Source organism: Mucilaginibacter sp. CAU 1740, assembly GCF_039839285.1.
Classification (GTDB): domain Bacteria; phylum Bacteroidota; class Bacteroidia; order Sphingobacteriales; family Sphingobacteriaceae; genus Mucilaginibacter.
Map to the genome: position 1 here is coordinate 38,037 of NZ_JBDOQS010000007.1, position 25,027 is coordinate 63,063.

The 25,027-nt window shown below is 44.0% G+C and carries 13 protein-coding genes; 8 read left to right on the plus strand and 5 right to left on the minus strand.

Features of this window, described 5'->3' with window-relative positions; all coding sequences use genetic code 11:
• Positions 1 to 13: 13 nt before the first annotated feature.
• Entirely contained in the window at positions 14 to 2,509 is a 2,496-nt protein-coding gene (locus AAFN85_RS16060; RefSeq protein ID WP_347528618.1) for a hypothetical protein, read from the minus strand.
• A 63-nt stretch (positions 2,510 to 2,572) separates the two neighbouring features.
• Positions 2,573 to 3,385, minus strand: coding sequence for a phytanoyl-CoA dioxygenase family protein (locus AAFN85_RS16065; RefSeq protein WP_347528619.1), 813 nt, complete (start codon positions 3,383 to 3,385; stop codon positions 2,573 to 2,575).
• Positions 3,386 to 4,029: 644 nt separating this feature from the next.
• Between AAFN85_RS16065 and AAFN85_RS16070 the strand changes: the two genes are divergently transcribed.
• Genes AAFN85_RS16070 through AAFN85_RS16080 form a run of 3 tightly spaced genes read left to right on the plus strand, consistent with a single transcriptional unit; the run spans position 4,030 to position 9,813 of the window.
• Entirely contained in the window at positions 4,030 to 7,113 is a 3,084-nt protein-coding gene (locus AAFN85_RS16070) for a TonB-dependent receptor (protein WP_347528620.1), read from the plus strand.
• Positions 7,114 to 7,139: 26 nt separating this feature from the next.
• Positions 7,140 to 8,684, plus strand: coding sequence for a RagB/SusD family nutrient uptake outer membrane protein (locus tag AAFN85_RS16075; protein WP_347528621.1), 1,545 nt, complete (start codon positions 7,140 to 7,142; stop codon positions 8,682 to 8,684).
• A gap of 58 nt (positions 8,685 to 8,742) precedes the next feature.
• Positions 8,743 to 9,813: a hypothetical protein gene (locus AAFN85_RS16080; protein WP_347528622.1), complete on the plus strand. Its 1,071-nt coding sequence runs from the start codon at positions 8,743 to 8,745 to the stop codon at positions 9,811 to 9,813.
• Between the two features lie 67 nt (positions 9,814 to 9,880).
• On the opposite strand, the gene AAFN85_RS16085 is transcribed toward AAFN85_RS16080, so the two are convergent.
• Entirely contained in the window at positions 9,881 to 10,765 is an 885-nt protein-coding gene (locus AAFN85_RS16085) for an AraC family transcriptional regulator (RefSeq protein WP_347528623.1), read from the minus strand.
• 794 nt (positions 10,766 to 11,559) lie between these two features.
• Between AAFN85_RS16085 and AAFN85_RS16090 the strand changes: the two genes are divergently transcribed.
• Together AAFN85_RS16090 and AAFN85_RS16095 are read left to right on the plus strand one after the other, a co-directional pair.
• On the plus strand, positions 11,560 to 14,538 hold the full coding sequence (locus tag AAFN85_RS16090) for a glycosyl hydrolase (protein WP_347528624.1): 2,979 nt from the start codon (positions 11,560 to 11,562) through the stop codon (positions 14,536 to 14,538).
• Positions 14,539 to 14,559: 21 nt separating this feature from the next.
• Entirely contained in the window at positions 14,560 to 15,993 is a 1,434-nt protein-coding gene (locus AAFN85_RS16095) for an arabinose isomerase (RefSeq protein WP_347528625.1), read from the plus strand.
• A gap of 421 nt (positions 15,994 to 16,414) precedes the next feature.
• Here AAFN85_RS16095 and AAFN85_RS16100 read toward each other — a convergent pair whose 3' ends face one another.
• Positions 16,415 to 16,678, minus strand: a complete 264-nt coding sequence (locus AAFN85_RS16100) for a hypothetical protein (protein WP_347528626.1) — start codon at positions 16,676 to 16,678, stop codon at positions 16,415 to 16,417.
• A 317-nt stretch (positions 16,679 to 16,995) separates the two neighbouring features.
• On the opposite strand from AAFN85_RS16100, the gene AAFN85_RS16105 reads away from it, so the two are divergent.
• From AAFN85_RS16105 to AAFN85_RS16115, 3 genes are all read left to right on the plus strand, one after another.
• Positions 16,996 to 17,382, plus strand: coding sequence for an IPT/TIG domain-containing protein (locus tag AAFN85_RS16105; protein ID WP_347528627.1), 387 nt, complete (start codon positions 16,996 to 16,998; stop codon positions 17,380 to 17,382).
• Between the two features lie 5 nt (positions 17,383 to 17,387).
• Entirely contained in the window at positions 17,388 to 17,558 is a 171-nt protein-coding gene (locus tag AAFN85_RS16110) for a hypothetical protein (protein WP_347528887.1), read from the plus strand.
• 191 nt (positions 17,559 to 17,749) lie between these two features.
• Positions 17,750 to 21,031 (plus strand): glycosyl hydrolase, encoded by a 3,282-nt coding sequence (locus tag AAFN85_RS16115; RefSeq protein WP_347528628.1) that lies wholly within the window; start codon positions 17,750 to 17,752, stop codon positions 21,029 to 21,031.
• A 208-nt stretch (positions 21,032 to 21,239) separates the two neighbouring features.
• On the opposite strand, the gene AAFN85_RS16120 is transcribed toward AAFN85_RS16115, so the two are convergent.
• Positions 21,240 to 24,743, minus strand: coding sequence for an ABC transporter permease (locus AAFN85_RS16120; RefSeq protein WP_347528629.1), 3,504 nt, complete (start codon positions 24,741 to 24,743; stop codon positions 21,240 to 21,242).
• Positions 24,744 to 25,027: the final 284 nt, after the last annotated feature.

Sequence of the window (25,027 nt, forward strand, 5' to 3'; positions counted from 1 at the left end):
GGTTAATAAAGGGTTAGTGGATCCTCTTGATCATGATTTTTACTGGTTTTGTACAGGTTTGCTTTATATCGATAAAGCCATCTTTATTGGCTTTGATATGCCGAACTTGCTTATTTATCGATAATTGGTAATCTTCCCCGGCAAGTAACCCATTCAGTTTAAAGTTGTAGCTGTCTATAGATGATACGGTCCATGAAATTAGCTTCGGATCCCATAGATTAACGTTGATCTTTATAGGCTTCGATGATTTTGAATTTATTTGTAAAGTTTTATCCTCCTGATTGTTATGGTAATAAATTAGCTTATTCCCGCTTCCGGATACTCCAAAACTTTCCTTGCTGCTCACAGAAAATGCCTTGGTGCCGACAGTGTAATTATTCACCTTTAATTTTATTTGATAAATAGTATCGCGTAAAGTGTAAGAAAATTGGGTACCATTTAGTGCCTCAGTAAGGTTTGGTTCAAGCCCCATTCTGTTCCATTTAGGGCGGATACCATAAATATCGCGGTATAAACCTGTAATTGTTGTGCAAATACCAGCCAGAATATCTTCTCCAAGCCCAAGTTGCGTTATCCTGCTGTATCGTTGCGATGAAAGTCCGTCCTTTTGATATTGCGCAAGAATGTTGCGTACATATTTTAAGGCGATATCTTTGTTGTATCCGGTATAAGCACGTACACCAAGGTACCCCCATGTAGGAAAAATATCGCCGTTCTCATATTTTGGAAACGGCCAGTTACCAGGTGATACTTCTTCTTTTTTAAATGAATCGAAACAAAGCGGCCAGTGAAATAAGTGTTCGTTTGTTGTTCGTTGTTCTATCTGGTCAAGGATCTGTGCTATACGCGTTTTGTCATCACATAATCCGAAAGCTATTGCAGCGAAATTAACGGGTGTTACCAGGTTATCTCCATGAACCGAGCCATCATTGTCGCGCCAGTAAACATATTGTTTTTTAGCCGCCGACCAAAAGCCACCTTGCCCTATAGGTTTGTTAAATGCAGTTTTAAGGCGTTCCGCTACTGCTGTATAATAGGCAGCTTTTTCCGGGTTATTTAAAGTTTTTTCGCAATTGGCCCATAGTTTCAACGCTTCGTACATCTGGGCGTTTACAAACGCGTTTTCATAGCTGGCCCAAACAATATCCAGCCAATCGCTGGCCTTCTTTTCGGCTATGTTATTGTTTACCATCTCAAAGATGCCATTTTTGTTCGCATCACGTTTTATCAGCCAGGCTAAAGCGCGTTCACAACTTTCCTGGTGGGATCTTAGCCATTTCAAATCCCCATTTAGATCAAATTGTTCGCTGGCATTTATTACATAGCCGGTTTGTGAGTCAACAGTGTAGCCCCACATTGCTTCATAGTAGCCTGTTTTAGCATTGTAAGTGCCCGGAATTTCATCGCCAGCTTCATTGTGCCAGCGCGACAATACCCGCCCATCCGGAAGCATGGCCTGGTCGCGTTCCTGATCGAGCGTTGCTGAAAAGTTGCGGGTATAGTTTTTATCATCCAATGCCATTCCAATCTGGGCAAAAAATGGCTCATGCATACATTTCCAGTTGGTAAGCCAGCCATTGCCTCCAGCGATATTGTTATCTACTACGCCATACCTGCCGGTAGTGTTAAGCAGTTCCCGCACCGATTTTGCATCGATGCCGGTAAGCGTTCCCCTCGAGTATTTAGTAAAATAATCTATATATTCCAATTCATACCTAACTGTTACTTCACCCTTTCTTACTTCAAAAGGGGCAAACACATCGGCTTTTTGCGATACAAACCGGCTTAAATTATAACGCTGCTGCAATGTGCTGTCGGTTATGATCTGCGCGCAGGTAAATTCGTTTTTAGCGCTGTGGGAATATTTGGAGGCAACTGAACTGCCTGGCTGCAATACCGGTTTTATGCGCAGGCCATCTCCTGATTGATCATTCCAAAAGGTTACGCCGCCGGTATGCACGCCATAAGTATCATTTACTTTTCTTAGATATTTACACCATACCATCCCGCCGTTATCTAAAATCCCGCCTTTCCATACCGATAAATCGGCGAAACTCCATTTTGGGAAAGCCATATCCTCCAGTAGCGCGGCGTTGTTATATTGCCGGGTGATGCCCCAGTAAACCTTATTATTCTTTAGCTCAAAATCCCAGGTTTCTGTAACATGAATAGTGTTGTTACCATAGCCTATGCCGGTGATAACGAAATGCCCCGCACGTTCTGTTACCTTTATATCGGGGTTGTTATCGCCCGATAAGTATTCGCCATTTTTAGTTTGAATACCGGTTTGGATGCCATTGGCCGACAATGTATTGCGACCGTTGACAGATAGGCGCCTAATTATACAGCCGGACGCACAATCGATCGTGAGAGATAGCTTTTTATCTGGTACGGTAATGGTAATTGTTTTGGTAACAGGATCATACTTTATGCCATTGCTGGTATTGGCGTACAAAATACCTGGCAACAGGAATATAATAAGAGCAGCTATGGTTAACTTTCGGTACATGCAGGCTGTGTTTGGAATGAATTTAATAAATAATGCGCAAATGATGATGAGTTGATCCGGCTTTTAGGTTGCGCTGTAAATTAGCGGGTTAAGCGTGTCGTCATTCAGTAAATCGCCAACTTTAAGCCGGCTAAGCACATCGTCCGACAGGATGTTGGGGGTGCCATTAAATGTATTTCCATCCGGCATGTAAGCGCAGGTCATAGCCCGGCGATAACCCGGCGTCATGTTGGCATGTGCACCGTGAATGGTTAATCCGTTATGGAAAGAGCAACTGCCGGCTTTCATTGGTGCAGCGACAGATTTGCTTGTTTTAAATTCGGGATAGGTGGTGAATATCGCGCCCATGTTTTTACCTATGCCTGGGTTTTCGAAAGTTGTTTGATTATAGGAGCCGGGAATAAAAAACAGGCACCCGTTTTCGTAAGTGGCATCGTCAAGTGCAACCCAAATGGAAAGTGCCCTGCGATCACTGAACGACCAGTATGGTGTGTCGAGATGCCAGGAAGTAGGATTCGCCCAGGGCTTTTTGATAAGCGCCTGATCATGCCAGATCCTTATACCGTCGCAGCCTGAAAGTTCGGCCGCCATTTTACCTATGCGCTCGTCAAGCATTATCTTTTTTATTTTTTCATTATCCTGCCAAAGGTTTATCAGCTGATCAAAAACGTTGTCGTAGTATGATTTATCCGCATCGTCGCCTTTGCCATATACTTCTTTGCGGTCGGGCATTTTGTTCCCGTTTCTTTTAGCTACAGCTTCATCAAGGGCGGTTCGCCAAAGTTCGAGTTCTTCCGGCGATAGAAAATCTTCAATCACTATAAAACCTTCACGGCGGTACTGTGCAATGTCTTGCGGCGATAATTCATTTCTCATAAAGTTTTAGTGTTTTTTGGTTTATGGCCTCAAAATTATCGCAATTTGAAATAGACAGTTTAATACACAATCCGGTTTTTTTTGTACTTTCTGGCAAAAATCTTATCAGGCCATATTATAGCATCAATAAACTCAGGTTGCTCAATTAATGGCATTACGCCGCTTGTTTTAACGTCAAAAGCAGTTTAATACCCCAACTCTTTTTTGCTGCAATGACGGATTTGTCAAAAAGTACAAACTAAAGTGCAAATTGTGCATTTGAAAAGCTACTTCGTCGGTATAGTTTTGAAATAACAATTATACACCATTACCTGCTTTTGGGTAATTAACAAAATTAGCCTTAGCTACCAGGCTTTTAATCTTTCTGCTATGACAAAATTTATACCTGTTTATAAAAACGTGTTACCTCGTGGCTTTTATCAGGGCATGTACTTTAAAGCAATGGTTTACGCTCTGGAAGATAAATCAAATAGTCCCTGATGTTTTGTTTTAGCCAATTATCCAGGAGCAAATATTAGTCTTTAGCAGAGAAGAAGCCCCTCCTGTATTTATTTGATTTCCTGCTTTTGATAGCTGTCACCGTATAGCCTGGCGCTCTTATGCCTTTTATTTCAATCTAAATAGTACCAAATCAACTCAGAATTATGAAAAAAAAATGTTTACTTTTTAAATCATGGAGATACGTAGCCCTTTTTATGTTGGGGCTGTTTTGTATCCCGCAGCTCTCCCGGGCACAGGTGGCAATAACCGGCTCGGTGAAGGATTCGGTGAACTCCGCGCCTTTAATTGGTGTTTCTGTATCATTAAAGGGCACCACAACGGGTACCCAGACAGATATCAACGGAAAATTCAAGATCAGCGCACCTGTTGGCGGTGTACTGGTGTTCCGGTATATTGGCTACAAAGAACAGGCTGTTACCGTTCAGAATGCCGGAGCAATTGACGTTAGTTTGGCTTCACTTTCGCAAAACCTTAAAGAAGTAGTTGTTGTAAGTTACGGCACACAAAACAGGCGTGAGGTTACAGGCGCAATTAGTTCGATAAAGGCAAGCGAGGTAAAAGATATGCCGGTTGCCAATATCGGGCAAAAATTGCAGGGCAAACTTGCAGGCGTTCAAATCAACCAAAACTCGGGCACTCCGGGCTCTGAAATGACATTCAGGATCCGCGGCGCAGCCTCCATTAATGCAGGCAATAATCCTTTGATCGTTATTGATGGTTTTCCATCAGTAAGCGGCCTGCAAAGTTTAAGCCCCGACGAGATCGAATCGATCTCCGTATTAAAAGATGCATCCTCGGCCTCACTATACGGTTCACGTGCAGCAAATGGTGTGATCTTAGTTACTACCAAGCAAGCAAAAAATGGTCAGAAAAGTCTTGATTTCAGTTCCTACACCGGGGTTCAGTCGGTACCAGACCGAGGAAAGCCTGACTTAATGAATGCCCAGGAATTTGCGCAGTATAAAAAGGAGTGGTATGAAGATGCTGCAAAATACGAAGGTTATACCGGCGGCGTTCCGCAGGTTTATCAAAATCCATCCCAGTATATAGGACAAACAGGTACTAATTGGTTTAATGTTTTGCTGCGCAATGCGGTAACGCAAAATTATAACCTGGCTTACAGTTCAGGTACCAAGGATCTCAAAACCACTGTAAACCTGAACTACAATAAACAGCAGGGGGTGATATTAAACTCGCAGGATGAAAGATTTACGGCGAGAACCAACAATGTTTACACCGCTTCAGACAGGTTAACCCTCGGTGCTAATCTTGAATTGAGTTATGGTAACAACCAGGTAGTTCCCGGTTTGGATAACGGACGTAACATTATCCAAAACGCTTACCTGATGGACCCTACGTTAAATTACAAAAATGCTGACGGTACTTACCCAATATCATTTTCACAGCCGGGGATGTTCCCAAATCCTAACTATTACCTGGTAGTTACACAGCGGGTAAATAAAACCAAGGCAGCAAGGGTGCTTGCAAACGGTTGGGCCGAGTTTAAGGTGATTGACGGACTTAAACTTAAAACAACCATCAACGTAAATACTGATAATAGCATTAACCGTCAGTTTACGCCATCAACAGCGCAGGGCGGTTTGGGAAGTGCGCCGCCACAACCAGCTACCGGCAGTTATAACACCAGCAGCTTTGTTACCTGGCTAAGTGAAAATACGTTAAACTATCAGAAAACGCTGGGTGGCAAACATAACATCGATTTCCTGGCAGGTTATACTGCGCAAAAATATTCGTACGAGAACAGTGTTATAAACGCAACGCAATTTCCAGATGATAATGTACAATGGATAAGCGCTGCCACTACCAAACTGGGCGATGTAGGGGCCACGCAATGGTCGCTCATCCGTTACATTGGCCGTCTTAAATATAATTACGATTCAAAATACCTTGTTGAGTTTGCACTAAGCCGTGATGGTTCGTCTAAATTCGGGCCTAATAATAAATATGGGAACTTTCCATCGGTATCTGCCGGTTGGGTAGCATCAGATGAAGCTTTTGTTAAGAAAATTGCACCCATCAGTTTTTTAAAGATCAGGGCAAACTGGGGTAAGGTAGGCAACAACAACATTGGCGACTACAGTTACCTTGCATCTGTTAATACCAGTAATTATGTGTTCAGTAATCAGGTAACACCTGGTAAAGTGTTAAGCGGCATAGGTAACAACAGCTTAACCTGGGAAACTACTACGGGTTATGATCTTGGTTTAGACCTTGAATTATTTAACAGCCGCATCTCTTTTACTTATGATTACTATTGGAAAAAAACTGATGGTTTGTTGTATGGTATTGATATTCCTGTTCAATCAGGTTATTCAAGCATCACATCCAACGTGGGCAGATTTGATTTCTGGGGGCATGAGTTTACCATCGGTTCAAAAAATCTCACCGGCGCTTTTAAATGGAATACCAATTTCAACATTTCTTTTGATCGCAACATTGTAAAAAGCCTGGGTACTAACAACGCGCCGATAGGTGGCTACGGCGAATACTGGGACGATAACAGAACCGCAGTTGGTCATCCCATAGGCATGTTTTACGGGTATATCAACACCGGTGTTTACATGACCCAGCAGGAATTTGACACCCAACCGCATGATGCGACCGCTATGGTGGGTACTGCCCGTTTTAAAGACGTGAGCGGTCCTGATGGTAAACCCGATGGAAAAATTGACAGCTATGACCGTACATATATTGGCAATCCTAATCCAACCTTCGTTTACGGCATCACCAACAGTTTCTCCTACAAAAACTTTGATCTGAGCATTGTACTGGCCGGATCTGTAGGAAATGATATAGCCGACGATTCATTCCAATCTACCGAAAACCTGGATGGGGTGTTTAACGTGCGAAAAGGCGTGGCCAACCGCTGGAGGTCAGAGCAGGATCCGGGCGACGGTATCTACCCAAGAACAAGGGCCGGAACCACTGCCGATTTCAGGAATTTTACCAGCAGGCAGGTATTTAAAGCCGACTATATAGCCGCTAAAAATATAACATTAGGCTATACCGTACCGGTTAAAAATAACAAATACTTTAAAAGCTTCCGGATAACGCTGAGCGCACAAAACGCCTTTATTTTCAGCAAATATCCGGGGATGAACCCGGAGGCTGGCCTGGCCGGGTTAAACGGGCTTAACCAGGGCCGTGATTTTACCGGTTACCCAATTCCGAGAACTCTATCTGCAGGCTTAAACGCAAGTTTTTAGTATCGAATATTTAGCAAATACACAAAATGAAAAAATTAGCAATCATCATATTAGGGGCATTAGGAATGGTATCCTGTAAAAAGGAAACGCTTAACCTTGTTCCTCAAACAAGCCTGAGTTCGGCATCCTTTTTTAAAGACGCGGCGCAATATAACCAGGCACTAACAGGCGCTTACACCAACCTTCGTTCAGTAGCATTTATAGGGATCTATATGGACGAGATGAGGTCTGATAATACGTTTTTTACTATCTATTCGGCCGATAGGGGAACATCTACCAGCGCCGAAGCTATGGCCGAGTTTATCGACAACAATATTTCGAGCCAGGAACCTAATAACCCCGGTAACAGGTACGGTAATGATTATTCAGGCATCTCTAAAGTAAACACTATACTTACAAGGCTTGAAAAATCAACGCTGGCCCAGGCCGATAAGGACCAGATTTCGGGAGAAGCCTTGTTTTTGAGGGCGTTTTATTATTACGACCTTGTTCAGCACTACGGTGGTGTGCCGCTGCAGCTTACCGAAGTAACAGATGTAGCCGGAGCATTTTTGCCAAGAAGCTCGGCAGATGAAGTTTATAACCAGATCATTGCCGATCTCAATGCCGCTATCCCGGTATTACCCGTTGCCAAAACGTTTCCGCAAACAGGAAGGGCAACACAGGGTGCCGCGAAAATGCTTCTGGCCTATTGTTATATGTCCAAACAGACAAAAGAATATGCCAAGGCTGAAACCGCTTTACTCGATATAACTAAAATGAACTATGGCTTGTTGAGCGATTATGCGGCGGTATTTGACCTTACCAACAAAAACAGTAAAGAATCAATTTTTGAAGTACAATACAAGATAGGTAACGATGGCCAGCAGAGCGATTTTATCTGGCGTTTTATACCCAAAACAACCAATTCCGAATTTATTCTGGGTTTGAGGGGAACCAATGCCCGTGGTGGCTTAGCCAGCGGCGGTTGGAATGTGCCTACGCAGGAAATGGTAGATTCGTATGAAAAAGGCGATCTAAGGTTACCTGCCTCAATTGCCGTGGCAGAAGGTACCATCAACAATGAAGTAATGACCATAACCGCGGTTAAAAGCCCTGTTGATTATAAGCCAACTACAGGCGTAGGCTACAATTACTTTATTAAAAAATACCTTCACCCGCCATACCAGGTTGAATATAACACGGACGATAACTGGCCTGTATTTCGTTATTCGGGCGCATTGTTATTACTTGCCGAATGCCTGGTGGCTGAAGGTAAGGCCGCGGAAGCATTGCCATATATAAATCAGGTAAGACAACGTGCCGGATTATCTGCGCTGACAACTGCAACCAAGCAAAATGTATCGGATGAGATGAGGCATGAACTCGCTTTTGAGAATCACCGCTGGACGGATCTTGTACGTAACAACATGGCTATAGATGTTCTTAATGCAAAAGGTGTAAGAATGAAAGCGCTATACGGCTGGCTGCTTCCAAGCACCTTTAATGTTACGCAGAACAGGCTTATATATGCTATCCCATTCCGCGAATTGCAAATAAATAATAAACTTACCCAAAATCCGGGTTATTGATATTTAAAAGACCAAGGCCGGAAATTTTACCGGCCTTGGTCTTTTTATCTGTTAACATATGAAAGCGAAATATCTCTACTTATTACTAATCATTACCGTGTTATTGGTACTGCAAAAAAATGGCAAAGCACAGCAACACTATATAGACGGCAGACCTGTAGCAAAATATAGATTGATGGGATGTACTGATGAGGGCGTGGTGTTGCGGCATGGGGATGGTGCAGACAGTTGTGACACGTATGGTGCAAGGGAGGCGATTGTAAATAGGGTAGGTAATACCTATTACCTTTTTTATGACGGTGCCGGCAAAGCAGGATGGCTGGCCTGCCTTGCAGAAAGTAAGGATTTAAAAAAATGGACAAAAAAAGGAGCCTCCTTGGTATTAGGCGATAGCACAAGATCCGACTCGAAAAGTGCTTCATCACCATGGATCGTTAAAGAAGGAGATGAATGGCATATGTTTTATCTGGGTACGCCCAATACAACACCTGCACCCAACAGGATCCCTGCATTCCCATACCTAACCATGAAGGCCAGATCAAGATCAATTGAAGGTCCCTGGCAAAAGCAGTATGATGTTGTGCCGTTTCCCGAAAAAAAAGGAAGCTACTATACGGTTACATCCAGTCCGGGATATATTGTGAAATTTAAGGGCTATTACTTACAGTTTTTCAGTGCATCTACGCAAGATAGTAGCGGAGCTACCAAGCGCACATTAGGCCTTGCCAAAACTAAAAATCTGAACGGTTCCTGGTTTATAACTGATACCCCGCTGTTCCCGATAACTGAGCAGGTAGAAAATTCATCTTTGTTTTTTGACGAGGCTGGTAAAACCTGGTATTTGTTCACCAATCACATTGGTATTAATGCTCAGGGTACAGAATATACGGATGCAATCTGGGTTTACTGGTCGAAAGACCTTGAAAAGTGGAATAATGAAAACAAGGCGATAGTTCTTGACAGTAAAAATTGCAAATGGGCCAAGGGCGCTATAGGTATGCCAACAGTTATAAAAGCGGGTAACAAACTCGCCTTGCTTTATGACGCTGCCGGTGGTAACAGCATCAGTCATATGGGAAGGGATATTGCTTTAGCCTGGATAGATTTGCCGTTGAAGGTAACAAAATAGGCAGGCTGAATAGGATGAAGGTTAAACGAAGTTCAATAGATTTAAAAGCGGGTTTAAATCCGCAAGGTTAAAAAATATGTTGACTCCTTTTCCTGTAATCAGTGGGAGTTAAACCCGTTTTTTCCTTAAAGATCTTCGAAAAATAAAAGCTCGAATCAAAATTAAGCTCGATAGCGATTTCTTTAACCGGGATATTACTGTTACTCAAAAGTTCTCTGGCTTTATCTATCTTAAGTTGCAAATAATATTGCCCTGGCGATAAACCGCTGTAGTTTTTAAATAGTTTACGGAACCATGAGTATCCCACATTTAGCTCCTGTGAGGCCTGCTCGGGCGAGTAGGGGTTACTGATATTTGCCCGGAACAACAACCGCGCTTTGTTAATGATCACTTCCTCTTCCTTGTTCTCAACGGCAGTTTGCTTTAATGTGGCATGGCAGCTCCCTATCAGATGCAGTACCGCGCCGGAAATAAGAGGCTGGTAGCCGGGTTTTTCTGTTTTTGTTTTATCGATAATGCAATTGAACAAGCTAAAAATACTTTCATTAAACCCAATGTACAGGCATGGGTTTTCGGGTTTGAGGTAACCGGATAGTAACAGGTTATCAGCAATATGGCCTTTAATACCTACCCAGTATTCATCCCAACCGGTGCGGCTGTCGGGTTTATAACGGTGCCTTTCATTAGGGAACAGAAAAATCACCGTGCCGGCCTTAACTTCTGTTTGTTTAAAGTTTTCGGATTCAAAAATTCCCTGCCCGTTGGTGATGTAAATCACCTGGTATTCCTGTAGTATGCGCCAACTGTTCCAGTTAAAATTATGATGAGCAGGGTGGCCCTTTAAAGGGTAAGTGTTGGTGGCTTCTATGTGCGTACAACCCGCGTTTAACACGGTTAGTCCCCAACTCTCATCTTCCTTGCTAACGGGTAAATATTTATAAAAATTGTTCATGGCCTATCGGGTATGATAAGCAAACCGGTGCGCCCGGCAGCTAATTGGTAATTTATAAAAACGCAGGTTTGTTTAACCAAACAACTAATTTAATGATAAAAAAGTATCAATATCCTCGATATTGCGGTTATGTCAAAAAATATAAATGAAATATCAAATTAGTTATCACCTGTCAATTTTCTTTTAATCGACCTCTCCCGGCTAAGTCAAAAACTGTATTTCATTTATCAAAACATCCATTTAATGGCATAGGGCGGACAGATAAATTTGTTTTACTGATATGACCTGTTTTCCGGGAACAATACAAAGCCCCGCTATTAAGGGTAATAGCCCATGAATTGACACGCGGCTAAAAATGGCTGGATGGCATGCCGAACAATTACTCACCCGGTCTACGCTACGCTGGACCACCCTCTCTGCGGCAAGCCGCAAAGAGGGTAAGAAAAATAAAAAACTAAAAATCCCCTCTTTACGCGCAGCGTAGAGAGGGGTGACGAGCGTAGCGAAGTCGGGGTGAGTAAATATGTGGGCAATAATTTTGTATTATGTCTAATAATGGGCTATTACTCTATTAAGGGGGGCAAAACGGGCTTGTTAAAAAGTAAACCTTAAAAACACTAACGCGCAGCAATGATTTTAATACTGATCAAAGGTTTAGTTATTAATAATGAAGTTATTGAAGTTCAGAGTTTTGACGTAAATTCAATCGTGCTTAATAACTTGCGCTATGCAGATCTCCGCATTTGAAATGAACCTGAACCCGGTATGCAACAATTAAATCTGTAATCGATAATATGCTTAAGAAAACTCCTGCTGCCTTTATTTGCTTTTTATGGTTTGTTATAACGGCCAACGCGCAGGTTGCACAGTTAAAAGCAAACTTTGCTCATCCCGGCAATAGCTACAAACCCGGTGTTTACTGGTACTTTATGGATGGCAACATGTCGGCCGAAACCATTACTAAGGATCTGGAATCGATGAAGCAGGCCGGGATAGGTAACCTGATATTCCTGGAAGTAAACGTCGGCGTTCCGCGCGGGAAAGTTGATTTTTTAAGTGACGAATGGATGGATCTTTTTGCCCATGCCGAAAAGGAAGCAAGGCGATTGGGGATAGAGATAACTTTAGGCATTGGTCCGGGTTGGACGGGTAGTGGAGGCCCCTGGGTAAAAGCAGAACAATCTATGCAGCATTTGGTAGCAAGTAGTGTAACCGTTAATGCTGCCGATCATAAAAAAATAGTATTGCCTATTCCGCCGCCTAAAAAACCTTTTTTTGGCGAAGACAACCTGACCACCGAATTTAAAAAAGAATGGAACGCTTATTATAAAGATGTAGCAGTGTTGGCCTTCCCGGCAGATGAGGCTACACCGAAAATAGCCGATAACGATGAAAAGGCACTGTATTACCGCGCACCGTTTAGTTCGGGCGTGGTGAAATCGTATCTACCATCGCCATCGGCAAAATCAGATAGTAAATCGGCCATTAAAAAAGACCGGATCTTAAACCTGACCGGTAAATTACAGGCAGATGGAACATTGAGCTGGTCGCCGTCTGCGGGTAAATGGACGGTAATGCGCTTCGGTAGCCGTAATAACGGCGCTATTACCCGCCCCGCACCCGTGCCCGGTTTGGGTTTCGAATCGGATAAGTTTGATACCACCGCTTTAAACTACCACCTGGATCATTACGTAGGCCGCATCCTGAAAAAGATAGGAGGGGTTGACCCTAAAATCGAAGGCGGACTTAAACGGTTACATATGGATAGCTGGGAAATGGGTGCACAAAACTGGACAGGCAATTTCCGTAAAGAGTTCATCAAACGCCGGGGCTACGACCCGCTTAAATACTACCCGGTATACGCCGGTGAGGTAGTGGGTAGCCCGGCCGAGAGCGAACGCTTTTTATGGGACCTGCGCCAGACATCGCAGGAATTGGTTTTAGAAAACCACGCCCAACATGTTAAGGCCTATGCCAAGCAGAACCATCTTAACCTCTCTATCGAACCGTATGATATGACCCCACTTGCCGATCTGGAGCTGGGTAGTGTAGCCGATGTACCAATGGCCGAGTTTTGGAGTAAAAATTTCGGCTTCAATTCAACCTATAGTGTTATCGAGGCAACATCGGTAGCACACGTAATGGGCCGCTCGCTTATGCCTGCGGAAGCATTTACCGCGCAGGATAACGAGGGCTGGAAACAGCACCCTACATCTATGAAAAACCAGGGCGACTGGGCCTTTGCGGCGGGCATTAACCGTTTTGTGTATCATACATTCCAAAACCAGTTCCTGCCCGATTCATTAAAGCCCGGCGCTACCATGGGACCTTACGGTGTACATTGGGACCGTAGCCAAACCTGGTGGCCAATGGTTAGCGGTTATCATGATTATGTATCCCGCTGCCAATATCTTTTACAGCAAGGCCGTACCGTTGCAGATGTACTTTACCTCACGCCCGAAGGTTCACCGCATGTTTTTGTACCGCCGTCATCAGCTATTAAAGGTGATACCATAGGCGACAGAAAAGGTTATAATTTTGACGGATGCGCACCGGGCCAGTTGATGCTGGCCACAGTTAAGAACAGTAAAGTTGTATTTCCGAGCGGGGCATCGTATGAAATATTGGTACTGCCCGCATACGAAGCCATAACCCCGCAATTACTTCAAAAAATAGCTCAGCTTGTTAAACTTGGGGCTACCGTTGTGGGTAATCCGCCGTTACGGTCACCAAGTTTAGTCGGTTTTCCATACTGCGATGTTAAGGTGAAAGCATTGGCGAAGCTCCTATGGGGAGCGAATACGCCGCCTGCTAAAGAAACATACAGGCGTTACGGTAATGGCACCATCGTATGGGGCGGAGATATTACTACATCGGTAGATCACCTTTATCCTTCGTATGATGTTACCTCCAGCGTCCTCCAAGCAAAAAATATAGCTGAAGATTTTACGGCAGAAGGCCCGCTACGCTACACCCATCGTACAGATGCTAACTGGGATATTTATTTTGTGTCGAATACAACGAGTCAGGATCTTGATGTTTCGGCCACGTTCCGTACCCAAAAAGGCTCGCCGCAATTATGGGATGCAATTACCGGAGAAAATAAAGAGGTTAAGCAGTTTGCAAAAGTTAAAAATACTACATCCGTTCCGCTTCATTTAAGCCCATATCAAAGCTGTTTTGTTGTTTTTTCGAAAGATGATCAACATGCGCCATCTGGTAGTAATAAGACGACAGCGAAAACCTTGTTGACCTTGAGTGCCCCATGGGATGTAAGCTTCGATCCTAAATTCGGAGGCCCTGCTCACACTGTATTTGAAAAATTAACCGACTGGACTCAAAACGCTGAGGAGGGAATAAAATACTACTCGGGTATAGCCACTTATCATCAAAAGTTTGATGTGGCTAAAAATGTGACCGGTCAGGTCTACCTTGATCTGGGAAAGGTAAAGAACATGGCAAGGGTCACCCTAAATGGGCAGGAACTCGGTGTAGTTTGGACAGCTCCATGGCGAATAGAGATCTCGTCAGCTTTAAAAACCGGCAGCAATGATCTAAAAATAGAAGTTGCCAACCTATGGCCCAACCGCCTCATCGGCGATGAAAAGAAACCTTACGACGGGATAGTTAACGATGAATGGCCCACATGGCTGCTTAAGGGGCAACCGCGCACAAGCGGTAGATATACTTTTACTACAACACGGCAGTACAATGCTAATTCGCCATTGTTTGAGTCGGGTTTGTTAGGGCCGGTTACTATCGTTACAGAATAAAACAGAAACACAACTAAACAGATGTATAAAAAAAATACGGTAAAAGCCGGCTTATTCGGAATAGGGTTACAAGCTTACTGGGAACAGTTTGATGGATTGAAGGAGCGCCTTACCGGTTACCTTGATACAGTAGCCCAACACTTGGCCGCTTTTGATGCCGAAATTGTAAACGTTGGCCTGGTGGATACCCCGCAATTGGCTTTTGACTCGGGAGCGGTATTTAAGCGCGAAGACGTGGATATTATTTTTCTTTACGTATCTACCTATGCCTTATCGGCCACGGTATTACCTGTTGTTAAAAAGGCCAATGTGCCGGTTATAGTACTCAACTTATCGCCTGAGGCCAGTATCGATTACAAAAAATTTAACAATTTAAGTAACCGCACCGCCATGACGGGCGAATGGCTGGCGCATTGCTCATCATGTTCGGTACCTGAAATAGCCAACGTTTTCAACCGCAATAAAATTGCCTTTTACCAGGTAACAGGCATGCTTAACAATGATTCGCATGTTTGGAACGAAGTTGAAGAGTGGTTGGACGCGGCACGTGTTGCCCGTACTATGTACTACAATCGATTGGGGGTAATGGGGAATTACTACAGCGGTATGATGGATATTTACACCGATCTTACCCTGCAATGCTCAACATTCGGCGGGCATATTGAAGTGATAGAGGTTGATGAACTTTCCGGTCTGCGCACAACAGTTACAGAACAGGAAATAGCTGATAAATTACAGGAAATTGAACAGGAATTTGATGTGCAGGAAGATTGCTCATCGGCCGAACTGCATCGTGCGGCACAAACCGCGGTAGCTTTAGATAAATTGATTGATAAGCATCAATTAGGCTCACTTGCTTATTACCATAAAGGTAGCGGTAACCCTGCTAATGAAAATACGGTTACATCAGTAATTTTAGGTAACTCGTTGTTAACAGGTAAAAACGTACCCGTTGCCGGCGAGTACGAGATCAAAAACGCGCAGGCGATGAAGATTATGGATAGCTTCGGTGCCGGCGGCTCGTTTACCGAGTATTACGCCATGGATTATAACGATGATGTGGTGCTGATGGGGCATGACGGCCCTTGCCATCCGCGCATAGCCGAAGGGAAGATCAAAGTAAAACCTTTACAGGTATATCATGGAAAAGTAGGCAACGGACTATCAGTAGAGATGTCGGTAAGCCACGGACCTGTAACACTTTTTTCGGTGGTTGAAGCAGGCGATGGCAAATTGAAATTTTTAGTTGCCGAAGGGGAGTCCGTTCCGGGAGCGATTTTGGAGATAGGTAACACCAATAGCCGCTATAAATTCCAGATAGGAGCACGCGCTTTCACCGAAGCCTGGAATGAACAGGGGTCTGCTCATCATTGCGCCATCGGGCGGGGCCACATGGCGTCCAGAATTAAAAAACTCGGTGATATTTTAAAGGTCGAAACAATCAAGATCTGCTAATAAAGTTAACTTGCCTGAGCGTTGGGGGGCTGTAAAAAAAGATTGTTTTGCTGATATCCTTTATAGCTGTCGTCCGGGTCTCCGTGTTATTTGGCACACGTCGCCGTGACCGCGCTGTTGCTCACATTCATCTGGCGTGCTTTTTCGATGTCTATGTCGCGCCCGTCGCCGGGAACGGGGCGGGCGAGTAGCCATACCGGCTGAAGATTTAGCCAAAATGAAAGATCCTGATCCGGTAATCCGGCTACAAGAAAGCACGATTAGGCAACATCTTCTCCCATGCTTTGGCCGACTTTTGATGGATGAACAAAACGATATCAATTACCCGTGCCTCGGTCAGTTTGGGCAAAGCTACCGCTTAGTTATTTCAAACTAAAGGCTGGAATGTGATCGCTACCATGCGAAGCCCGGGCCAACGTATTTACATAAGCGACTTGAAATATTTATATCCGAGCGCAAATGGGCTGATATCATAATCGGTTTTGCCATCAATGGCCATATCTGCCAGGATATGTCCAAGTAACGGGATGAATTTTGCTGCCCATCCCGTACCGTATATAACAATATTTTTGTTATTGGGCACATAAGGTGGTGCAAAATCGAGCACAAGTTCCTTGTTCTTAATGGTACTTAAAGCGATGAGGCAGGTAGAAGTATGGCATGGTACAGGATCAAGTCCTGTCATATGATTTTTTACCCAATCTGCGGTATATTCCAGTTCCTGTTTGTTTGGGATACCGGTGCGTTGGGCCGGGTCTGTTAATTCTTTTATAACAAAATCCGGCGCTACCCGGATATAGCCAGGAATTTCCTCCGCAGCAAAACGCTGGCGGCTACCCGCTACACCAGTTCACCACGCGGGCAAGCTTTACAGTATTGATTATTACGGCTCCAGAACGCAAGTACAGCTGGGTGCACGATATACTTTTTAAACCAGGAATTTAAAAAATCAACAACACGAAAAAATATAGTATCAGGCTTTTCAGCATAGTGTGTTGCCTTATGGTAATGCTGTTGGGTGCCTGTAAAAAAGACAAGGATAAAGGCGTAACGCCACAACCTAAAGTTACCGAGTATTACCCTAACAGCGGGGGCGAAGGTACTTTGGTTACAGTGGCAGGCAGCAGGTTTAGCGGCAGCATATCAGCTACCTTTGCGGGTATAATCGTGGATGTGGTAAGCAGTGCAGCTACCGAAATGGTGATCCGTGCACCTAAAGGAGGCAGCAGCGGCGATATAGCCCTTAAATTGGACAATGCATCGCTAACCGTGGGCAAATACACCTACCAGGATCTGAGCATTAGCAAAATAAGCCCTACCAACGGTTCTGCAGGCGCGCATATACGTATATCGGGTTCGGGTTTAGCAGTGCTGCCGGTCCGGCTGTAGTTACCATTAATGGGAAAACCACACAAATAGCAAGCGCTACGGATACCCTTTTGGTTGTTGGGATACCCGCCAATGTGGGCACAGGCGCGGTAAAGGTTGCCGTTAATGGTAAGGATGTTACCGGGCAAAGCTTCAAGTACCAGGATATTAACTCTGGATATCATGAACCTGACTAACCTTATTAATTAGCTCATCACAGGGCGATATTAAACCTACGGGGACGGTAAGGGTTGCACAGTAAAATGAGAAGGATAACTTTAAAAGATTTAATAAATGGCTGTCCATCCTTACAACCTGGGTTATTTAAATAGCAAGCCTGGAATACCAATTTTAAACAATTCATTCATCAACAAAAAGAATGACGCGTATGTATAACAAAAAACAGTTTTGCCAATTTTTACTGGCTGCTTCTGCATTTATCTCGTTAGGTGTTTTGCCATCGGCAGCGCAGGTGGCACCTTTCACACCGTCGTCAAAGCAGCTTAATGAAGCTTTTGGTGCTCAGGATAAAATAGCCTTCATGACGCCGGCAAAGGTTTACTATCCGGAAACCTGGTTCCATTTTATTGGAGGTAACGTTGCGAAAGAGGGTATTACTGCCGATCTGGAAGCTATAGCCGGCGCAGGAACTTCAAGCATTACGCTTTTTCATGGCCAATTTGGCGGGAAATGGCCGGGTGTTGATCCGCAGATCACCTGCCTTAGTCCGCTTTGGGAAGATGCTGTTAAACATGCTGCAACCGAGGCCAAACGCCTGGGTTTAAAGTTTTCTATGGAGAATTGTCCCGGTTGGGCAATGTCAGGAGGGCCATGGATCAAACCAGAAAACGCGATGCGAGAACTTGTTTGGTCACGCAAGGATATTACAGCCACTAAAGGCAAAATAAAAATGCAGCTACCCATGCCGCAGCCATCCAACGAAGAATGGCGCGATTACAAAAATATTGCTGTACTGGCTTTCCCCAGGCCGCTGGGTGATGATACTTTAAAATTAGCTTCGGTAAAAAGGAACGGGGACGCCTCGCTGGAAGATCTATTGCTTGGAAAATCAAAAAAAGCAGTAGCACTTAACCCTTTTACCAAACAACATCCTAACTGGTTTGAAGTAGCTTTTGCTAAAGATGTTGTTATCCGCACTATCCAATTGCCAAGCGTAAACAGCCTAAACACGACATGGGCATATGAACCGGCCATCAATATCAAAGTACAAGCGATAACACCGGATGGAAAATCGGTGGAAATATTGAATAAAGACTTGCCGCAAAGTAATTTTCAGGATGACGTACCGCTCTCTTTGGCGTGTTCAAAAGATATCCGGGCGAAAAAATTTAAGGTTATCATTAATAATAAATATAGGATGAACCTTAGTTTTATCAATTTCTCATCGGCAGCAAAAGAAAATAACTGGGAAACAGAAGCTGCCTGGGTGTTAAGGTCTGTAGGGCCAAGCAATGAGCAATACAGCCAGAATAAAAAAGCTTATGTAGACCCGATTACAGTGCGGGATATCAGCAGTTTTGTTAATGACGAAGGCGTGCTTGAATGGACAGCGCCACCGGGACAGTGGACGATCCTCCGCGTAGGACATGTTAATGCGGGTAAAAAGAACGGTCCGGCTCCGCCCGAAGGTACCGGCTGGGAGTGCGATAAACTATCGGCCAATGGAGCAAACGCGCAGTTCGCAGGTTATATTGGTCGCCTGTCGGGTAGCGAAGGGCCGTTAAAAAACGGTTTGTTGACCGGTATGATCATGGATAGCTGGGAATGCGGATCACAAACCTGGACCGCCAATATGGAAACCGAATTTCAGCAAAGAACCCAATACTCGCTCCGTAAATGGCTGCCTGCTTTGATGGGTTATGTATTAACCGACCAGGAAACTACTTTCCGCTTTCTGCGCGATTGGAAAGGCGTGATCAATGATCTGTTCACTAATAATTTTTATGGCCGGATGACGGCCCTCGCAAAGAAAAATAACCTGTCCGTATCTTACGAAACATCTGCCGGCGATGTATTCCCCGGTGATATTATGGAATACTACAAATTTGCCGATGTGCCCATGTGCGAGTTCTGGCAGCCAATAACTCCCGGTTTTGTAGGTTCTTTAAACTTTAAGCCGATCAAGCCTTGTGCTTCGGCAGCCAGGCTTTACGGTAAACCGCGCGTGGCAGCCGAGGCGTTTACTTCGTTCGATCTCACTTATGATGAGCAATGGCAAATGCTTAAAGAAGTTGCCAACGTGAACATGGCCGAGGGGGTGACACATTTGGTATATCACACCTATACGCACAATCCGCGTACTGATTTCCTGCCGCCGGGCACATCGTTTGGTGCGCATATAGGCACGCCTTTTCTTCGTGGAGAAACCTGGTGGAAACATATGCCTTATCTTAATGCTTACTTTGCCAGGTGCGGCTACCTGTTGGAGCGCGGCAAGCCTGTATCGGATGTGCTATGGTACCTTGGTGATGAGATTGATCATAAACCTGATCAAAATGCTGCTTTCCTGGAGGGATTTAAATATGATTACTGTAACCCCGATGCACTGTTGCACAGGCTTTCGGTTACCAATGGCATGATCACAACGCCGGATGGGCTCAGCTATAAAGTATTGTGGCTGCCTGCAACCACCCATATGCTGCCGCAAACCCTCGAGAAATTGAACCAACTGGTACGAGCCGGTGCTGTGGTGATAGGTAATGCGCCTAAGCAATTAGGTACGCTGGTTGGCGGTAAAAATGCGCAGCAACGGTTTAGTGCTATGGTAAAAAGTATTTGGGGTAATGAAAACTCAAAAGGCATGCGAAACGTAGGCAAAGGTACTGTGATTGCTCGTACTCCATTATCTACAGCATTAAATCAACTTAAAATGACGCCGGATGTGGGTGGCGATAGCGTGCTTTGGGTTCATCGCAAAATTGAAGGGGCCGATTGGTATTTTGTAGCAGCGCCCAAAGGCAAAGCGTTTAAAGGCAAACTGGATTTCCGGACCTCCGGCAACGCCGAAATATGGGATCCGGTTAATGGTTCGGTAAAACCGGTAACCGGCAATAATGAAAACGATCGTACCTCGATTGATTTTGACCTTACGCAAGGTAGTTCATGTTTTGTAGTTTTTAACCATAATGGCAAGGCCGCCGATGCACCTGTTACAAACATAGTATCAACCCAGACAATTGGAAATAACTGGACGCTGGAATTTCCGGATAACTGGGGCGCGCCGCGTTCTGTTCAGCTTAATGAGTTAAAACCATGGAAGGATATTGATATGCCCGAAGAGGGGAAGGCCTTTTCCGGAACAGCTACCTACACTACCACTTTTGATGCTACCGGTGCCGATGTAGCTAACAGTTTCATTCTTAACCTGGGTAAAGTTGCCATGATAGCAAAAGGTACTGTAAATGGTAAGGATGTAGGTACGGTTTGGTCAACGCCCTATCAGCTGGATATTAGCAAAGCACTTACGCCTGGTAAAAATACACTCCAAGTTGAAGTAACCAGCACATGGTTTAACCGCCTGGTTTATGATGCTAATCAACCGGAAGAAAAGCGAAAAACATGGACGATAGACGGGCCATCAAAAGATGAGCAATTACGCACAAGCGGATTGTTAGGGCCCGTAACTTTGCTTGTTGAAAAAACAAAATGATTAAGTTAGTTATCATTTACATCAAGTTTATAATTTAAATAAATAACTTATTGTTAATTAGTTAAATTATAAACTTGCATTGCCTGATAGTTGTCCATTTTAATTTAACTTCGATAGGAGTTCTCAAAAGAGATCAATGTTTATTCCCGGAAATCGGGAAGTCTGTACCAATGCAGCTAAAGCGTAATCATAATAGATTTTCTTGTCATCATTCAGACCGCAAACTATCTACCGGATTGGACATGGCCGCCCTGACCGATTGAAGGCATACAGTAAGGATAGCGATCAGAATTGCAGTTAAACCTGCTACAACAAAGGTAAGCCAGCCGATATTGATCCGGTAGCTAAAATTCTGTAGCCAGCTGTGCGCTGCCCAGAATGCAATAGGCGTGGCAATGGCTATAGCGATGAACACCAGTATCACAAATTCCCGCGTAAGCATACGTGTAATGGTCAATACGCTTGCGCCCAAAACCTTACGGATGCCAATTTCTTTAGAACGGCTTTCGGCCATAAAGGATGCCAGTCCAAACAAACCCAGACACGATATGAAAATGGTGAGACCTGCAAATATTGCCGCCAGTTTGCCCGTTTGTTGCTGATCGCTAAACTTTTTCTGATAGGCCGTATCAACAAACTGATAAGTAAATGGATAGGCCGGATTGTATTTTTTAAAAATAGCCTCAGCAGTTTTTAAATCATAGGTTATATCCTTGCCGCCATTCAGCCGGATAACAGAATTATAGGCCCAGGTTTTTGAGGCAAAAACGATCATCGGCCTGGTATCTACGTAAGGCGAATTGATGATAAAATCTTTAAATACGCCTACAATATGCAAAGGCGATTTACCCGCGTAAATATTACTGCCTACCGGATTTTTGAGGCCCAGCTGTTTTACAGCTGTTTGGTTCAACATACAAGATAAACTATCTGAGGGATATTCATTAAAGTCCAGGTCCCGGCCGTTAATTAATGTCAATCCCATGGTTTTAATAAAATCCCCGGAGGTGCCAAATTTGGAAAAATTTAGGTTCTGCTGGCTTACATTGCTGCCATCGGTGGAAAGCCCGCCACCGGTTGCGGCATCTATGGTTACATCCACACTGGTTTGGCAGGCGCTGAGCGCTACACCCGATTGCTGAAGGTCGTTTTTGATCAGCGAAAAATTTTTCCGGATGTCGCCTTCAATAGGAACTTCAATCAGGTGGTCCATTTTATAGCCGGTATCCCGGTGCTGGGCATAGCCTATCTGTCGATAAACTACAATAGTTGATACGATAAGTACTACAGCAACAGCAAACTGAACTACAACCAATACCTTACGCGGATTGAACGCACGGTAAATATGATTGAAGCGTCCTTTTAGTACTTTAACCGGCTTAAAAGCTGAAAGGAAAAATGCAGGGTAGCTACCGGCCAGCACACCGGTTAGTATTATAAAAAGAAAAAACAAAAGCCAAAAGTTAGGTTGCAGATACCCAATGTGCAGTTGCTTTTCCGTCAGCTTATTAAAGGCGGGTAATCCCAACTGCGCTACTAACAGGCCTATGATGCCTGCGATGAACGTTATCATTATGGATTCTGCTAAAAACTGCCCAACAAGGCTCAGCCGGGTTGCGCCCATCACTTTACGCACGCCTACTTCCATTGACCGTTTATGGCTTTGCGCGGTACTAAGATTCATGAAGTTGATACAGGCGGTTAATAAAATGATCCCAGCAATGATCAGCAGCAGACGGATCACTTCGATCTTGCCACCGGCCACTTTGCCGTTCTCAAAGCGGCTATAGAGGTGCATTTTGCTGAAGGGGTAAAGAAATACTTCGGTGTTATTGTTTTTATCATTAATATGTTGCTGCACTACGAGTTTTATCTTTTGGTTCAGCTGGTTTACATCCGCGTTTTGTTGCAACTGTACATAAGTATAATAACTATTGTTGTTCCATGAGTTATCGTTAAAGGCTCCGGTTGCAGGTATGGGTAACAAATATTCAAAATCAAACTCTGTATTATCCGGCAGGTTCTGCAAAACAGCGGTTACTTTGTAGGATTGTTTATTGTCCAGTTTCACCAGCTGGTTCATCGGGTCTTTATGGCCGAATATTTTTGTTGCCAGGCGCTGTGTCAAAACAATGCTATTCACATCGTTTAACGCGTGTGCTTTATCGCCCTTAAGCAAAGGTAATGTGAACATATTAAGGAAATCCTTATCTACTTCATTGCCTAATGCTTTAAGCGAGATGTCTTTGTAGTTGAACAAATGACTTTCGCTCCAGTAAATACGCGAAACGCTTTTTATTTCCGGAAATTCGTCCTTGAGCGCATTACCGAGACGCCCGGATGTAACATCGCTATTGCCTGTATAATCTTTCGCTACAAAACGATACCATACTTTGTATAAAGTTTTATTATTAGCATGGAAAGAATCGAAGCTGTATTCATTCTGAACCCATAACCCAATAAGGATCGCACCGGCCATTCCAACTGCCAGGCCGGTAATGTTGATCAGTGAAAATGTCTTTTTTGCCCAAAGGTTGCGAAAGGCTATCTTGAAATAATTGCGAAACATAAAGTAATAATTATTTGATTTATGTTCCAATAATAGGGGCTGCTGCGCGTATGAGCGTCTCAAATGATAAGTTGGGCGCTCTTTTTTAAGTTGCGCCTTATAATCTACCGGGCTTTTTGCAGTAACCTGTTTGAAAATACGATTAAAAGTGCTTTTGGAGTTGAAGCCGGACTCATAAGCAATGCCCAGCAGTGTAAGGTTGTCAAAAGCCTCATCCTGCATCTTTCGTATCACATCCTCTACACGATAGCTGTTAACAAAATCATTAAAATTCTTCTCCAGCGCGACGTTAACGATACGGGACAGTTCATGCGGGTGCAAGCCGATCAAGTCGGCCAATGATGCCAGGCTTAATTCGGGATCCCGATAAAAATGGCCGGTATCCATGGCCTTTTTCAGGCGGATGGCTTTAGTCTTCAAATCCGTATCTGCCCGTTTAGTTGGATTAGGCGGCACGGCCGACATTTCCGCCGTCTGTTTTAGCAATACCATCGCCCCGATGCTGATGAGCACTAAAACAAATAACCAATACATAGGATTAAAGCCGGCCGGCCATAGCACAGCATACATTAACCCGGGAAAAGATACCAGAATTCCTGCCTTTAATAAGCGCCGGAGCCAGCGGAGCTTATGCAAGGGGAGGTCCATTAACACAGGTTCCAATTGCCGGTAAAAAAGCAATATCAGCTTTTGAGAACGGTGTATGTATAGTATGATAGAAACAAATGTTCCGGTTTGCACCAACAGGTTTAAAAGGTGGGATGAGGGCATTACGTAACCAATAAACAATGCAGGTAAAACCGGGCTAAAATGAAGCAAATGCCTCCATTTAAAACGATAACCGGGCCGCGTTGTAGTGAGTACATAAAAATAAACCAGTGGCCCTATAGCCATCGAACAGGGTACCGGTAATACCGCTGTCACCAGGGCCAGCGCCAGCATCCGGTTAGCCCTGTAACCTGCACTTTTGCCCAATGCCAACAGCAGGGCAAAAGCCAGCCCTGAAAATACTGTGCCCAGATAGCACAAATCTGATAGCGTGATATGAAGTGGAAGATATTTCAAACAAGACTCATTTTGGGATCCCTGCGGTTTGCGAGGGATCATTACTTCAATGATAAATAATATAAGTGATTTCTTCACAAGTAATAGAAAACTGTTTTTAGGGGCCGCTGAAAGGCATTGATAAGATCTCCGGTTTTTATATGGCTGTTGTTAGGAAATTAAATTCGGGAGAAAATTAATAGCTGGAATCCCTTTTTGGTTCAAGTCATATTCGGACTCGTCGTATAAAGTCTATCTATTAAAAACTACCTTTCCTTACACCGTAAATATCAAACAAGCCAGTCAAACAGTATTTAAAAAAATGTCCATTTCATCCACATAATTGTCCCGCTCATTTGGCTAATTGTTCATGAAGCGCAATT